This is a genomic window from Dyadobacter sp. 32 (genome assembly GCF_902506755.1).
Classification (GTDB): Bacteria; Bacteroidota; Bacteroidia; order Cytophagales; family Spirosomataceae; genus Dyadobacter.
This window is the reverse complement of record NZ_LR735258.1, coordinates 2,222,710-2,238,474: the sequence shown is the minus strand read 5'-3', so window position 1 is coordinate 2,238,474 and position 15,765 is coordinate 2,222,710. Positions and strand designations below refer to the sequence as shown.

Sequence of the window (15,765 nt, the reverse complement as noted above, 5' to 3'; positions counted from 1 at the left end):
TGTTATGTCATCAAATACAGGAGAAAACGATCAGAGTCTTCGAAAGATTACGGACATGACCAGGCTCATTAGCCTGGCAGTACTTGGACTGCATTTTTACTACTATTGTTACCAGATTTTTGCAGATTGGGGTCTTAATTCCGTTATCACAGACCGTATTCTTGGCAAAATTGCCAGCAGCGGTCTGTTCTCTTTCCCAGACAAAACAAAGCTGATCGCCCTTGTTTTTCTGGTAATATCTATGATTGGAATCAAGGGGAAAAAAGATGAAAGGGCATCCGCAAAAAATGGCATTATCAGGATTTTGATTGGGACAGTAATCTATTTTACCAGCAGCGTTTTCCTGCAATTTGACATCGCCATTCTGCTCGCTGCTGCCATATACATCATCTTCTGCCTGGTCGGATACATGCTTATTTTGTCAGGTGCAAGCGTTCTATCCCGGATCATCAGAGCGAAACTTGCTAAGGATATTTTCAATAAAGAGAATGAAACATTTCCACAATTTGAGCAGCTTTTACAAAATGAATATTCAATAAACCTGTCAGCCAAATACAAGTATAAAAACAAGGTTCGAAACAGCTGGATTAATATCATTAACCCTTTCAGGGCAACGTTGGTTTGCGGTTCACCAGGTTCAGGGAAAACACATTTTGTGTTCAGACATGTGATTTCACAGCATGTCGCCAAGGGTTTTTCCATGTTTGTTTATGATTTCAAATACAGTGATCTAACGAAACTCGCATACCGGGCCTGGCTCGAAAACAAGGCAAACTATCCGGTGGAACCAGCCTTCTACACAATCAATTTCGACGATCTTTCCCGTAGCCACCGATGTAATCCACTGGACCAGGCAGGTATGACTGATATAACAGATGCCGTGGAATCTGCCAGGACGATTTTGCTTGCTTTAAACAGAGAATGGATCAAACGCCAGGGAGACTTTTTTGTGGAATCCTCCATCAATTTTATGACGGCAATCATCTGGTTTTTGAGAAGATACAACGATGGCGAGTACTGTACTTTACCGCATGTAATCGAACTGATGCAAGTCGATTACGATAGACTTTTTACGATTCTGCGAGTGCAGAAGGAGATAGAGGTTTTTGTAAATCCCTTTGTGAGCGCCTACCTGAATGAAGCGTTACAACAGTTGGAAGGCCAGATAGGGTCGGCAAAAATCGCACTTGCACGACTGGCTTCCCCACAGCTTTATTACGTGATGTCTGGCAACGATTTTACCCTGGATATTAATGATCCCGAAGCGCCAAAGATTCTTTGCATGGGAAATAATCCGCAGAAAATTCAGACTTATGGAGCGGTGCTATCACTTTATATCAGCCGGCTGATAAAATTGGTGAACCAGCCGAATAAACAAAAAAGCAGTATGATTTTTGACGAGTTCCCGACAATTTATCTCAACAATATGGACACGCTGATAGCCACGGCCAGATCGAACAAAGTAGCAACCACAATTGGTATCCAGGATCTTAGTCAGCTCAAAAAGGATTACGGGAGAGACTATGCCGAAGTCATCATGAACATCGCTGGAAACGTAATTTCAGGGCAGGTAAGTGGTGAAACTGCAAAGCAAATTTCGGACCGATTCGGTAGGATCATGCAAGACCGCACAGGTCTGTCGATCAACAGAATGGATACATCAGTGAGCAAATCGCACCAGCTCGACCTGGCTATTCCTCAATCAACAATATCGTCATTAAGCTCGGGCGAATTTGTCGGTTTCGTTGCGGATAATCCTGACCAGAAGATTAACTTGAAAGGATTTCATGCGGAATTTACGACCGGAAATACAAGCAGTAAATCAAAAACAGCCACTCCGGAATTGCCAGTTGTCAGAACGGCGAATGACAGCATTGTGCAGCAAAACTACTTGCAAATTAAGAAGGAGATTGAGCAGATTGTAGGGTCGGAGATGAGGAGGATAATGGAGGATGACGGGTTGGAGCATCTGATTTTACGTGGGAATGAAGATTAGGAGTTTGTGCTGGTCGTTCGGATTTTGGTTGTTTAGGATTTTACATGGAGAAAAGTTTGCTCGTTTATAGTGAAGCTGATCTTTAAAATAATCTGCGAGATTTGGTACATAAATTTTCGCTCATACTGCATTTTCTGGATCTAGCCTGGGCCGCCACCTGAGGTGGCCTAGAAAAGCGGCACACTTTTTTGCATAAATTTTGCAAAAATGGAGAGTCAAAAAAAGAAAAAAGAGCGTCGCAGTTACGAGCCCGATTTTAAGGCCGAAATTCTAAAAATGCTGGTTTCGGGCAAGAAAGTTAGTGAGATTTCTGAGACATTTGGAATTGCTGAAAATCTGCTGTATCGTTGGAAAACTTTATCCACAATGAAGACAAGAGTCAAATCCAGTGAGTCTGAAAGTAACTCCAAACTGGCTGCCGAAAATGCTAAATTGAAGGCTGAGATTGAGCGGTTAAAAACAGACCGAGAAATATTAAAAAAAGCATTGGGTCTCTTGAGCTCGTCCGACTAAGAGACGTCTTTGACTTGGTATCATCGCTTACTAAAAAACACAAAATAAGCTACTTGTGTGCACTTTTTGATATTATCAGAACTGCCTATTATCGATATAAGCGAGGTAAAAGTTATAATGCGGACAAAAAGTACAATCGTCCTAAATACGAGATTCGAATCGAGTTTATCCGAAATATGAAACGTTATGGCAGTCGGAGAATCAATGCATCCTTACAGCAGCAAGGTACAAAAATCGGACGCCAGAAAGTAGCTGAGATTATGCGAAAAGAGTGATTAAGGGCTATTCAACCGAGAAAATTCGTCCCGAGGACGACAAGGTCCCTCTGGGATTTTTAAATTTGTCTTTCAGGTAGTAAAGCCCTGGATCCACCGTCGCTGCATGCACCAAATGAATAATGTTCCCATTCTCATCACCACAACTCAGGCCCAGGACATCGTCAAACAAATCGACTTTGCCGAACCGTTTACGAATGCCCCAGATATTAACCTTATAAGCTGAACCTTCTGGAAAGAACACATAGTTTTTACTGGCGTAAGCTGCTTTGATTTGGGAAAAAGACGGTTGCACAGGATAGAAATTTCGGGGTGCATTGTGAAGCGTTGACAGTTATATGGTTTAATCGAGATGGAATTTAACGATCAATAGCCAAACAAATCAAATTTTAGTAGGCATTCTTTTTTGGAGACTTATTAAACGGCAAATTTCACCCGAATAGTCGGTAAAAATCACGATATAAGAATCAATTAAGCCACTGTATTGCCTACCGCATGAAAATTGCAGGCTCTGATAGCCTTGAAAAACTTCTTAGTCCGATCAACAAAGGTATGGGTTCTATTATCATGAAATTTCCCGGGATCGATGCATTGGTTGCAAGTTTACTCCAGGAGTTGAGTAAATCTAACCTGCTAGGTTTGAATGCTAAACACCGCTCGCAATAGAAATCAAGCGTTCTTCAAGCTCAACAGAACTCTAGCAGAAGTCATAGAGAGATAATTTTTACACTGCAATTTGCCGTATCAACTACGTTGAACTCTTCTTGATACCGAAATTTACTTGATAGATGTGTTATCAAATTTTTCAAAAGAACAGTATCTTTATCTTTACTTGATAAAATTCATCCTCCGTCCCTCATATTTTCATGTCGACTTTACTACTTACGTTTGCCAATAGTAATACATCTCCATTACCAACACTTGCGGATGAATATAGAGGATTAAATGATGCATTGAGGACAAGAAATGCAGCTAGAGATTTTTCTACCATCTACGCCCCTATCGCCACACGGGATGATATCATCAAAGACATTCGGGCAAACCAGAATGATATTTCCCTTTTCTTATTTAGCGGACATGCGGGGCGCGACAGGATTATCCTGACGGATGGAGGTGCTCCATCAGATGCCCTAGCCGATTCCCTCGGAAACTGCCCGAACTTGAAGCTGGTAATTTTGAATGGCTGCTCTACCGAAGGGCAAGTAAAAGCCTTGCTGAATAAAAACATTCCCATCGTCATTGCTACCAGTTCACCCGTGAATGACGAAAAAGCTACCAAATTCTCCATTGCCTTTTTTAGGGAAATGGCCATTGACCGAACGATTAATGAGGCATTTGAGATCGCTGTGGATGAGTCGAATTGGTATGGAAGCAAGCAGGAAGCTGAAAATTTAGCACGTGGGCTGGTTTTGGAACGGAATGATGATGATAAACCTATGTGGGGAATCTATTATAGCCAACCAGAAGGCGAGATCTTCATGAATACTTTTCGATTGCCAAGGCTTGCCGCAAACAATGACGGGGACGGCATAAATGACGAATTAGCAGACGCTCTTTTGGGTATTTCTGAAAAATATAAGGTTGATCCTTCCAAGGAAAAAATGTTGGCTTTGTTACCCTATTTAATCAGTGAACCCATCAGAAAGTTATTGACGAAAAAGGAAGGAAATGGTGTGTTTTATGATTCTCCTTCCAAAGAGCGCTTCAAAATGCTTCTGTTCGCCTATCGTGCCATTATCAACTTGGCGACCTACACGCTATTGGCAACGCTTTGGGATGAGGCATTGAAAAAGGGCAATAAATCAAGGATAACCGGTGAAGGCCAAAAACGCTTTGCAACTTCCTTTTTTAAAGAAAGTCAAAATATAAATCCTCAATCAAATCTTGAATTGCTCAAACTGCTTCTGCAAGTGATGAAAGAAGCGGATTTGTCCTGCTTTATTGTGGAAATGGACGTGCTTCTAGACAAACTCAATGAAAAAGAAACGAGGAAGGCTTTGGATGTTTTGGAATCTAAAATCGCCAAAGAAAGCGAAAACTCTGGGGCTCCTGATTTGCTAAATCAATGCCTAGAAACGGAGCGTAGTTTAGCAAGAATCCTCTTTGATTTTGGCTTTATGATCCAATATAGCTTGACATCAGTTCCTAACATTGAGTTCCTGAAAAATCAACGACTAAAATCACAATTGTATCGACATCGGTTTCTTACCTTACGAAATCAAGGCGATGCCCTGAGAAAAGATGATGAACAATTCTTAAACAACTCCTCCCTAGACAATTCTTCGATCATAATCCATCGTCATAATGATCGTTCAACAGAACGAAATTTGAACCTATCTCCTTTTTTGGTTGATAAAAATGCGCTGGACAATGCAGGTAAGCCCGACCTTCATTTTTTGGTACACTTTTCAGAACTAAAAAATACCTTTTACTATTGCCCGGCAACCTCATACAAGAATCTCTGGGAAGTAGTGCCGGGTACAAATATAGCACCCGTCAAAAGCAAGTATTCCGCTTCGTCACAAACAGCAGATAAATCCGATTTGAGTGCACCGCCGACCTTCAATTCCCTACTACTCGATCAGATCCGTTCTTTTTCGCAGATAGTTCTAGATAAAACACTCCGTGAGCCATGAACAGCCCCTTCAAGTTTCTTGACCCTTTCACGTTGGAGGATCGGGATGAGTTTTTTGGGCGAGAAGCCGAAACCCAGCAATTGTACCGTGAGGTGCTACGAACCCGCTTGCTCCTCCTATATGGCTTATCCGGCACGGGCAAAACCAGTCTGATTCAATGCGGACTCGCCGGAGAGTTCGATGGTCCGGATTGGTTGCCGCTCTGGATTAGAAGGCAGTCTGACATCAACATATCATTGAATTCTTCAATCAATCAGACGCTTAGCACAGCAGCAGGAACCCTTTCGGAACAAATCCGGCAACTCTATAAACACTTTCTGCGACCCGTCTACTTGATCTTTGATCAATTTGAAGAATTATTCATTCTGGGAGAAGAAGATGAAAGGGAAACTTTCGCAAACACATTACGGGACATCATGGAGGAGGATCTTCCCTGCACGGTAATCATGGTTATGCGGGAAGAGTATCTGGGTAGACTGTTTCCTATTGAGCAGGTACTCCCCAACCTATTCGATTTTCGGGTGCGGGTTGAGCCTATGAGTGCTAAAAATGTTAGGACTGTGTTGAGAGAATCTTTTACAAGGTTTAACATTTCGGTGGATGGAAAAGACGAAACCGATAAATCCAAACGATATGAGGAAATTATCAGCAAGGTTAGTCGCGAACGCTCAAGTATTGAATTGACCGACTTGCAGATTTATCTGGATCAGTTTTACACGCAGGACTACGAACGTACTTACCCCAAGAACACTCACTCAAAATCAACCAGGCATCCAATTGTTTTTACCGGGGTTGAAATCGATGCCTTCGGGTCCATTGACGAGGTCCTTTCACGATTTATGGACGAGCAGGAAGAATCCATTCAGCTAAGGCTGACAAAAGAATTTACGACTGCTGCCAATAATACGGTTAAGCTGGTAATGAATGGTTTTGTATCTCCCGAAGGCACGAAGCGGCCAATTAAGTACAGCAGAACAGGGAGGCTGATTAAGATTACCACTGAGCAGCGAGGCTTTTTTCCTGCTTTACTCGCCGAACCTATTCTTTCCCTCTGTTTGACCGAATTAGAACGCGTAAAAATACTTCGGCTTGAGGGAGATTATATGGAATTGAGACATGACAATCTCGCTCAGAAAATATACAATGAACGGACTGCCGAACAGCGTAAAAAGGACAACTTAAAGATCATCATCAAGGCTGCCCAGGAAACCACGCAAGACGCCAGGGAATATTTATCCTTAAACCAACTAGCTGTATTTGAAGATGTTGTACCTTTACTGGATCTAAATGAGAAGGCTTTTTTTGAAGAAAGCCGAAAAGTTCGTAAGGCTGAGGCTGAGTCAAGGCTTGAAAAGGAACGGGATCATAGCAATAGTTTGCGGGTAGCGTTAAATGAAAAAGAATCTGCCAGACAAGACGAACTGGTTGCGCGATTAGCAGCTGAACAGGCCCTTAAAGACGCAGAAGCCGCCAAACTCAAAGTTGACCAGGCCTTAAAGGACACAGAAGACGCCAAACAAAAAGTTGAAAAAGTTTTAGAAGATGTAGAAGTAGCTAAAAGCGATACTGAAATACAAGCTAGCAAAACGAGATATTGGCTAAATGTCGCAATTGTCGCATTTATTGTTACTTCGATTACTGCTTTCTGGGCTAATCAACTAAGAAAAAAAGCGTTATGCGCTGAAAAAAATGCTATTATACAAAAAGATTCAGTCAATATTGAAAAAGAAAAATCAGACAAGCTTAGAATAGAATCCGATAAAAACCTAAGACAATTTCAAGCCTCCGAATTTCAAAGGTACTTACTTGATGCTGAAACGTTCCTTAAATCAGTAGATACCACGGACGCGAAAAGTGCCTTGAACTTTGCGCGCAAATTGAACGATACTTACTTTTTTGAGGACTCAGTGGCGTATAGGGAAAACCAACTAAAAATTGAAAAAATAAAAAATAAAGGTTTAATAAAATGAGAGCTCTCCTGCTATTGGTTCTGTTTCTAGGCTTACCATTCCTGTCTTTTTCTCAGGATCGTTACAATTGCTATAAAAAACGTATAAAAGAGGGGAGAGACTTCCTGAAATCTAAAAATCCAAAAAAATACGAATTCGCTATACAAAAATTCAATTCCGCTCGGAGGTGCGATCCCTCTAAAAGTGATCAGGTAGATTCGGAAGTAGCGAAGGTGTTTGAGTTAATTTTGGACTTAAATAGGCAGTCAGACTATAACGTGAAAGCAATGATCAAAGCAAATTCCAATGCTGAGGAGAAAACGAAATTAGCAAATATAGCTACTAAGATGTTTACGGCACTATACTGGGCTTCGGAATCGGATAAAATCGTTCCGGCCCAAGGAATGCGCTTACTGGAGCATGCTGAAGGTACAACAAAAGACGAGAAAGCTTTGAGATTCATCAGGGATCAAACGGAAAAGATCTTCAAGGGAAGTACGACTCATCAGTTCAAAGAACAGTTGCGATATGAAGGGAAGTTTTCTGCATCATCTGCTGATGGGACCTGGCTAATTGCTCGTACCAAGAAAGGGGAATTTCATGTGTGGGATACACGCAACGGCCAAGTACATAAATTCCTAGAAGGCCTGGGAGAGATCGTTAGCGCCAGTTTTTCGGCCAACGGAGCATGGCTGGTTACAAATAACGATAAAGGGGAAAGTCGAGTGTGGGATACGGAGACCGAGAAAGTGCCAGTTGTTCTAGAAGACCAAAAAATTGACCACGCCAGTTTTTCGCCTAACGGTGCGTGGCTCTATACACATAATAATAGGGGGGAGTCACAAATTTGGGAGACTGCCACCGGACAACTGCATGGTTTTCTAAAAGACCGGAAGATTGATCATGTTGTTTTTTCGGCTAATGGCACATTGCTAATTACCTTTACCCGGGATGGTGAATCTCAGGTGTGGGATGTGCGCAACCAACGAATGCATGATTTCTTGAAAAATCACAAAGAAGTCTACTACGCCAATTTCTCGGCCGATGGGGCATGGCTCATTACAATTTCCAAGGAAGGGGAATCATTAGTATGGGAAACTGTTAGCGGGCGCATTCTCAATTTTCTAAAAGATGAGAGAGGCATCCGCGAGGCTAGTTTCTCAGCAAACGGAGCCTTGCTCGCTACCCAAAGTAAATTTCATGGTGAATGGGAATCTCGTGTCTGGGAGACTGCCAACGGGCGCGTGCCCGATTTCCTCAAAGATCAGGGAGATTTTGAAATTACCAATTTTTCAAATGATGGAACCTGGCTTTTTACTCGCACTTTTGACGGGAAATCTCAGGTATGGGATATGGCCAAAAGGCAGGTGCCTAACTTCCTCAAAGACAAGATTATAGACTACCCTAGTTTTTCGTCGGATGGGGTTTGGCTTAGTGCTAATACAAAGGAGGGGAAATCGAAGGTGTGGGAGACGCGAACAGAACGTATTTATAATTTCTTAAAGGACCAGAATGGTGTTATAGATAGACGTTTTTCATATTACGGGACTAAGCTCTATACAGGAGACATTAGAGGAGAATCACAGGTGTGGGAGACAACCAGGGGATGGATACCGTATTTTGTAAAGAAACAGCAAGACATTGAGTATGCTAGTTTTTTGGCTGACGGGAGCTGGCTCATTACAAAACATGGTGATAAGGAATTCCAGATGCAGGCAACAAGTGGTGGGGAAGTACATAAGTTTATTCTAAATGACAAAGAAGGCTTCCTTCGCGCTGAGTTTTTGGAAGACAGTGCGATGCTCATTGAATATGGTGAAGGTGAATCACGGAATTGGAAAATCCAAAATGACGTCATGTTCGATTTTATAAAAGATCAGAAAGATGCAACGATAAATTTTTCAAGTGACTGGAAATTAGTTATTACTGGGGCTCGTACGGGTAGGCAATTGCATTTACCGGAGACGACGTTGGGCAGTGAAAAAAAATATCACTCGTTAAAATACCAAGATGTAAATACAAACCTTTCAGCTGATGGTAAATTGAAGGTTTTTGAATCTAACAAAAAAATTACTATCATAGACATCGCCTCAGGCAAAACCTTGCAAACTTTATATTTGAACACAAAACCTACAGAAACACACCTTCTGCAAAGTCGCTACCTGTACGTGGTGGCTGGTAAAGCCATCATCAAAACCGACATTCTCACACAACCAGGCAATCTCTTCTCATACGGAGACGAAGAAAACCTGGATTATACCTACGGAGAAATCAAAGAGTGGATGAAGGTATTTGGAAGGGAAAACCTCCTGCCTTTGAGTGAACAAACCAAGGAATGGATGAGGCGCTAAGTGAATAAGCAAAAGTAGGGTATTATCTAGATGGCCAAATACATGATGTGACTGGTTCAAAAGGCAGCATAGTTTTTGCATTTATCTGGTTATTTATTTTTTTCTGAATTGATTGGTTCAATCTTTCTGGTTCCCTTAATTGATCCAATTATTGTGTTGTAGCTGGGAAAGACCGTTATGGGACTGTATTCTTTCGAACACTTTTATTAGCACTGCCGCTCTTCAACACAGTTTTTCCTGGATGTTCCCATTTAGGAATACATGGTTGCTGTCATCTCAGCTACATGGTGGGAACCGGCAAATAAAAATGCTTTTCTTCCCAATTAGATATTCCGACGAAAGTACCCCACGATTCCGCTGTAAATGACCCCATTTATTCCGGCGCAAAGTACGCCAGCTAGAACCGGCTATTTTTACCACCAAGCGAGAGTGATAATTTATTAAACTTAATGATTTTTCTTCTTTCTCAAAGACTTTCCGGTTAAAGCTATCCGATGAGCAGAAGCTGCCAATCTGTCCATGATTGCATCGGCAAGTGTTGGCTCGTCAATGAAGTTGTACCAATTGTCTACCGGCAGCTGTGAAGTAATGATTGTTGAGCCGTTCCCATATCTGTCTTCAAGGATATCGAGCAGCGCGATCCTGGCATCATTTGTTAGTTGTTTTAAACCGAAGTCATCGAGTATAAGGAGTCTGTTCGCTGATATGGCCCTGATCCATTTCAGATAGGTGCCGTCGAGCCTAGCCTGTGCCAGGGCCTCCAAGAATTTGTTCCTGCTGAAGTATTGAGTGCGAATTCCTAACAGACAAGCACTGCGACCTAATGCACAAGCCAGGAAGCTTTTACCGCATCCGGTAGCACCGGTTATCAGTATATTTTCTCCCTTTTCGATAAACATTCCGTCCGACAACCGCAGGACTTGCTCTCTAGTAATCCCACGTTCTGGGGTGCACAGAATGTCTTCCGGGAGGGCGTGGTAGCGGAGTTTGCTGGCCTTCAGGTACTTCTGCGTCCTGGAATGTTCCCGGTATTCCACTTCGGCCTGCGTGATCATTGCTACCAGAGAATGTACATCTACCAGTTCATGAACAGGAAGTAAAAGAACGGACTCGTAGCGTTTGGCCATGCCACTTAGTTTGAGTGATTTTAATAGATCGACGGTGCTTTGTGTATTCATTTTATTGGAGTTAAAAGTGATAGCTAATTATTATTCATAGGCCGAAGGCCCTCTTAAATTGGCATGTTCAGGTATACGGTATTCAGTAATATTGGTTTCCTCGATCATGTCCATATTGTTATCCAGGATATTTTTCACAGCAGTGTAACTGAACTTACAGCCCGTTAATGCCCTCTTACAGGCATTCTCCATCCGGAGGGCGCCGTAGGCTTTTATCAGCCTTAGAAGGCCCAGACAAGAAGAATAGGACTGGTCAATGATGAGTTTGCTATCCATTACTTTTTTAAACAGCTCATATGTACACGGTCCGTTTTCAGTAGCTTTTCGCAGATAGTACTCCGGATCCCAGCCCTGTTGTCGGGATATCGCCTTGTGGGAATCAGGCATGTGTTCAGCAATGGTGGTATGTCCATGACTTTTGTAGCTTCGCTTGTGCAAAGCAACCCGCTGATTATCAAAATATATCTCAACAGTATCCTCGCAGTAAGCAATGCGCACCTCTTTACCAATGTAGCGGAACGGGACGCTATAAAAGTGCCAGTCTTCGCCAATGACCACATGGTAATTCTTCTGGACTTTGGCTTTTGTGTAGTGCCGGATTTGATACGGCGATTCCGGTAAAGGTTGAAGGTATTGGGCTTCTTGATCACTAAATAATTCCAGTCTGCTGAAGGTCTTCTTTTGAAAATTTATCTGGTGGTGTAATTCAAGTTTTTCTTTAACGGCTTTGTTCAGCAGCGCCAAACTCTGGAAAGTTTCGTTTCGTAAAAGTGCATAAATACGCCTGTATGTGATTTTAACAAAGTTTTCAACAGGGGCTTTATCCTTCGGTTTGTAGGGACGAGAAGCATACAAAGCGATATGATTATGGTCTGCCCATTGTTCGAGCATATCTGTAAAGACCGGTTCATAGCGGCAGCTACGCGATACCCACTGCTTCATATTGTCCGACTTGACAGCCAATGGAACTCCACCCAAATAATCAAGTGCATTATTGAGCGCCTTTACCACGTGGACGAGCTTTGCGTTTGGCAGAGCTTCCACATAGCCATATCCGCTGAAAGGCAGCACAGCAACAAAGACAGGGCATCCAATCAATTCGCCGGTTGAAACCTCGACATAAAAAAGCTGATCACCCGCAAAATCCACCTGCAACATTTTGGCTGGATAGTGCTCAAAATGCATAGCAGCATTGCCAATTTTCACATGGTCTTTTAACAGCTCACAGAATCTGGAATACTGAAATCCCGAAGGATATTCCCTGATATACTCCTCCCAAAGCAGTAAACGGGTGACACCAGTTCTTCTAAGTTCGTGAGTAAAATACTCCAACAAGGAATCAAAATGAAGCTTTCGGGGATCCGTATCCTGAGGGATATCAGATTTAATAAGCCCAAGAATCCGGTCCAGATCCTGATCACTAAATGCAAGTAGTCCCTTAAAATCATACCCCGTCTGTTGGAATTTGAACAGATAAGCGGCAATGGTTTTCCTTGAAATTTTGACCTCTTTTTCAATGGTACGTTGAGAAGCGCCTCGTTCAAGAAAAAGAAGTATCTGTCTGATTTTATGCATACTAAGAAGCTTATTGGCCATTCCAAAGGGGTTTAGGTAATCCTAAACCAAACTTAGGTCAATGGACAGGTAAACTCTGCTTAGTGGTATACTTTGCTCCGGAATAAGTGGTGTAGTTTGTGTCGGAATGTCAGTCTTTACAAACTTCAACCATTATCAATACCCAGCGTTTCGATCCGGAATAGCTGATAATTTCTTACTTCAATAGTGGGGTACTTTGGAGCGGAATCAGTGGTATACTTTCGATTGGAATGGTGGCGTACTTTGCACCGGAATATCCAGGCTACCGCCACTCTTTAAAACGCAGTGGACGCCCCTCTGACTTTGCACCCAAGGGACCATGCCCCGTCACTTTTTCTTGGAGTGAAGCAGGCGATTGCCCTGAGCACAAAGCTGGGGTGGCCCCGCCGGGCCGTGAAACTTCAAGACTTTCAATCTTGAAATCATTAGAAAATGCTCCAAGAATTTATGTTGGCAATTACGGAATGTACAATAGCGGTTCACTCCTCGGGAAATGGTTTGATCTGACAGACTACACTGATGCTAAGGAGTTTTATCAGGATTGCTATGAATTTCATCGGAATGAGTTTGGCCCAGAGCTTATGTTTCAAGACTGGGAAAACATTCCGGGCTTTTTGATTTCGGAATGTAGTCTGGATGATAAGGCATTTGATTACCTCCGAGCCGTAGACGAAATGGACGATGCTACAGCCGAAGCTTTTAAGCTTTACTGCGAACAGATCAGTAGCTGGCCTGGCAACCCAAAGTCGTTAGACGAGCAGATTGAAAGTTTTCAGGAAAGCTATCGAGGATACTTTGGCGGATCGATGAAGGATGCGAAAATAGAGTATGCTTATCAGTACGTTGATGAAATTGGAATGTTTGATGATGCACCTGCGACACTTGAATGGTATTTTGATTATGAGGCTTTTGCTCGAGATTTGTTTTTGGAAGGGTATACTGAGGTGGATGGGCATGTGTTTGCTGATTATTGAGTTTTCATGGCGAGTTAACCTATAATCGAAGGATAACTAGCTGTAAAATAATGTTTTGAATCTTTGTCAATGTGATCAAATACAGCATTAGTCGTGAATCATGGATGGAGACTTGTTTAAGACTTGAACTGCTTGGCTAGCAAATTATTCACGTGCTCGTTTCAATCCCTCGCTGTGCTCATCATTTTATTGCTTCCATTAATATCCGACTTAGCATCAGTTGGATTTAAGATTTGATTGCACTGTTCTCTCCTAAATTGCTGAGTAAAATTGTTGATATGGCCATATGTTTTGCTAGTATTAGCTAATTGAAAAGGTACAATTAGTCAATAATCCTGCCGGCCAGCAAGGGCTCTGATTAATATTTTTATTTTGTCCAAAGCGGAACATATTCAAGCCTAGTTGCCTTCATTGATCAGCTGGGCGATGTCTGAACTCTAGCGAAAAGGACTTGAAGCTTCGTATGCTTGTTTTCATTACATAACGTGTGTTATTGCAATGCCATTCAAGTAAATTGAGGTGCTCGTGAGAGTCTAAAAAAGTACAAAAAAAGTCGCATCAATCTTCATCGCAGGTTCTGGCATTCGAATTCCGTGTTTGTTAGAGTATACCTTGAGATAACATGAGATTTTATAATTGCCCATTTGCCAATTCACTATTATACTTTGCTAACATTGGTCACTGCTTACCTGAGAGCCCGCTCGCAACTTGAGATAACTCGACCCGGGAGTGCTAGAAGAACATTGCCATATAATTTTATATAGTACCGGAAACTAAGTTTCTTAAAATAATTATTGCGACGGGTAAATAGTTGCCGATCTTTTAAATAAGTTTACTTTATCTCTATCAAACCCCAAAATCCTATGACCCTTTCAAAACTTCACTACGTAAACGTCGGCAAGCATGGTACCTTCGAGGGTAGCTCTACCCCTCAGTCAGATATTGATGCCCTGTTTGAGTATCTGGGAAAAAACAACAAACGGAAAGTGCTAATTCATTTTCATGGTGGCCTGGTCAAGGAAACGGATGGCGAGGAGACGGCGCAACGCATGATCGCTACCTTTGAGGGAACTGATGTCCACGTGGTTTCCTTCGTGTGGGAAACGGGCTTTGGCGAGACCGTCATCCGCAATCTGGACAAAATCAGCAGTACCGCTTTGTTTAAAAAGATTTTGGAAATAGTGTCCAGGAAGGTAGGCACTAAATTGGGGCTGAACGTGGACGGAGCCAGAGGCATGGCGGATATGGGGTACCCCGAGGTAAGGGAAGAGTTAACTAAGACGCGGCCCCTGGAAGACTACGAACCAGTAGCACGGGGCAGGTCGAATCAGATTAAGGAATCGGAACTGTATATAATAGAAGATGAGGTTTTTCAGGAACTGGAAGAGGAGATAAATACCAAATCGGAGGTGGCTATTCTGCTGGAAACCGAAGCGCCCGAAACCGAACTCTTCGACCAGCAGTACGCCATTGACAGTACTCAGAGGGGTGAGCGAGGTCCCATCACACTGGCGGTTTTGAAAGCGCTGGCAGCTATCGTTGTCAATGTGATTCGCCGCTACATCAGAAAAACGGACCATAGCCTGTACCCGACCATCGTGGAGGAGGTACTTCGGGAACTGTACCTGGCGGATTTTGGCAAGTGGATGTGGAGCGGCATGAAGGCCATTGCAGAGGACGGCATGTGGAAATCCAACAATGGACTATCGGGACAGCAGCAGCACGTAGGAACGTATTTTTGGGGGAAGTTATTTGAATACAAACAAAAACACCCTGATTTTAAGCTGGATTTGTGTGGACACAGCGCGGGCTCCATTGCGGTATGCAATCTGCTAAAAAATGCCTTCATCCAAGACAAGGAAATCCCCGTGCGGTATATCTTCCTTCTGGCACCGGCCTGTCGTACTGACTTGTTTTATGACGAGATTTTGACAAAACCAACCCGATATGAGCATATACTCATGTACACTATGACTGATGAGGGTGAGCGAATGAACCAGTTGCTTAATCGCGTATATACACATTCGCTACTCTACCTCGTTTCGGGGCTGTTTGAGCAAGAAACTGATATGCCGATTCTAGGTATGCAGCGGTTTTTGACCAAAAGCAATACATACGCTGACCCGGTGATGTTTGAAAAGGTCAGCGCGTTTTTCAACGATGAAAATCTCATCAGCCCCATTACACTGGACGCAGCCTTGGATGGCTTTCGGTGTAGCTCCACCACCCACGGTGATTTTGACAACGATCCGCTCACACTGGCGAGCTTAAAACACATTACTACCCAAAACGCTTAA

General features: G+C 42.7%; 11 protein-coding genes. 8 read left to right on the top strand and 3 right to left on the bottom strand.

Going from position 1 to position 15,765, the window contains the following annotated elements; all coding sequences use genetic code 11:
* Positions 1-4 precede the first annotated feature (4 nt).
* The 3 genes from mobC (at position 5) to DYADSP32_RS08895 (ending at position 2,784) form a co-directional block, all read left to right on the top strand.
* On the top strand, positions 5-1,996 hold the full coding sequence (gene mobC / locus DYADSP32_RS08905) for a conjugal transfer protein MobC (RefSeq protein WP_149243053.1): 1,992 nt from the start codon (positions 5-7) through the stop codon (positions 1,994-1,996).
* A 207-nt stretch (positions 1,997-2,203) separates the two neighbouring features.
* Positions 2,204-2,509: a transposase gene (locus DYADSP32_RS08900; RefSeq protein ID WP_149243054.1), complete on the top strand. Its 306-nt coding sequence runs from the start codon at positions 2,204-2,206 to the stop codon at positions 2,507-2,509.
* Positions 2,510-2,523: 14 nt separating this feature from the next.
* Complete coding sequence (locus DYADSP32_RS08895) at positions 2,524-2,784, top strand: IS3 family transposase (RefSeq protein ID WP_414617637.1); 261 nt, start codon at positions 2,524-2,526, stop codon at positions 2,782-2,784.
* A 7-nt stretch (positions 2,785-2,791) separates the two neighbouring features.
* Here DYADSP32_RS08895 and DYADSP32_RS08890 read toward each other — a convergent pair whose 3' ends face one another.
* Entirely contained in the window at positions 2,792-3,079 is a 288-nt protein-coding gene (locus DYADSP32_RS08890; protein ID WP_149243055.1) for a hypothetical protein, read from the bottom strand.
* 571 nt (positions 3,080-3,650) lie between these two features.
* Between DYADSP32_RS08890 and DYADSP32_RS08885 the strand changes: the two genes are divergently transcribed.
* The 3 genes from DYADSP32_RS08885 (at position 3,651) to DYADSP32_RS08875 (ending at position 9,720) form a co-directional block, all read left to right on the top strand.
* The gene (locus DYADSP32_RS08885) at positions 3,651-5,420 is read left to right on the top strand and encodes a hypothetical protein (protein WP_149243056.1); all 1,770 of its coding nucleotides are present in this window, start codon (positions 3,651-3,653) and stop codon (positions 5,418-5,420) included.
* A complete protein-coding gene (locus DYADSP32_RS08880) occupies positions 5,417-7,390 on the top strand; it encodes an AAA family ATPase (RefSeq protein WP_149243057.1) in 1,974 nt (657 codons plus the stop codon). Before DYADSP32_RS08885 ends, DYADSP32_RS08880 begins: the two co-directional genes overlap by 4 nt.
* Positions 7,391-7,656: 266 nt before the next feature.
* Entirely contained in the window at positions 7,657-9,720 is a 2,064-nt protein-coding gene (locus tag DYADSP32_RS08875) for a WD40 repeat domain-containing protein (protein WP_149243058.1), read from the top strand.
* Between the two features lie 446 nt (positions 9,721-10,166).
* Here the strand turns inward: DYADSP32_RS08875 and istB are convergent, their stop codons facing one another.
* Both istB and istA read right to left on the bottom strand, forming a co-directional pair.
* Complete coding sequence (gene istB / locus DYADSP32_RS08870; RefSeq protein WP_149243059.1) at positions 10,167-10,898, bottom strand: IS21-like element helper ATPase IstB; 732 nt, start codon at positions 10,896-10,898, stop codon at positions 10,167-10,169.
* A gap of 30 nt (positions 10,899-10,928) precedes the next feature.
* Entirely contained in the window at positions 10,929-12,494 is a 1,566-nt protein-coding gene (gene istA / locus DYADSP32_RS08865) for an IS21 family transposase (protein ID WP_414617636.1), read from the bottom strand.
* Between the two features lie 230 nt (positions 12,495-12,724).
* On the opposite strand from istA, the gene DYADSP32_RS08860 reads away from it, so the two are divergent.
* Together DYADSP32_RS08860 and DYADSP32_RS08855 are read left to right on the top strand one after the other, a co-directional pair.
* Positions 12,725-13,468, top strand: a complete 744-nt coding sequence (locus tag DYADSP32_RS08860) for an antirestriction protein ArdA (RefSeq protein ID WP_414617635.1) — start codon at positions 12,725-12,727, stop codon at positions 13,466-13,468.
* 863 nt (positions 13,469-14,331) lie between these two features.
* Positions 14,332-15,765 carry a hypothetical protein gene (locus DYADSP32_RS08855; protein WP_149243060.1) on the top strand — a complete coding sequence of 478 codons (1,434 nt, stop codon included), beginning with the start codon at positions 14,332-14,334 and terminating at the stop codon, positions 15,763-15,765.

What these genes read in the sequence shown, in the direction of transcription:
- mobC (WP_149243053.1), top strand. Translation starts at nt 5, where the DNA reads ATGTCATCAAATACAGGAGAAAACGATCAGAGTCTTCGAAAGATTACG.
- DYADSP32_RS08900 (WP_149243054.1), top strand. Translation starts at nt 2,204, where the DNA reads ATGGAGAGTCAAAAAAAGAAAAAAGAGCGTCGCAGTTACGAGCCCGAT.
- DYADSP32_RS08885 (WP_149243056.1), top strand. Translation starts at nt 3,651, where the DNA reads ATGTCGACTTTACTACTTACGTTTGCCAATAGTAATACATCTCCATTA.
- DYADSP32_RS08880 (WP_149243057.1), top strand. Translation starts at nt 5,417, where the DNA reads ATGAACAGCCCCTTCAAGTTTCTTGACCCTTTCACGTTGGAGGATCGG.
- DYADSP32_RS08875 (WP_149243058.1), top strand. Translation starts at nt 7,657, where the DNA reads ATGATCAAAGCAAATTCCAATGCTGAGGAGAAAACGAAATTAGCAAAT.
- istB (WP_149243059.1), bottom strand. Translation starts at nt 10,898, where the DNA reads ATGAATACACAAAGCACCGTCGATCTATTAAAATCACTCAAACTAAGT.
- istA (WP_414617636.1), bottom strand. Translation starts at nt 12,494, where the DNA reads ATGGCCAATAAGCTTCTTAGTATGCATAAAATCAGACAGATACTTCTT.
- DYADSP32_RS08860 (WP_414617635.1), top strand. Translation starts at nt 12,725, where the DNA reads ATGGTGGCGTACTTTGCACCGGAATATCCAGGCTACCGCCACTCTTTA.
- DYADSP32_RS08855 (WP_149243060.1), top strand. Translation starts at nt 14,332, where the DNA reads ATGACCCTTTCAAAACTTCACTACGTAAACGTCGGCAAGCATGGTACC.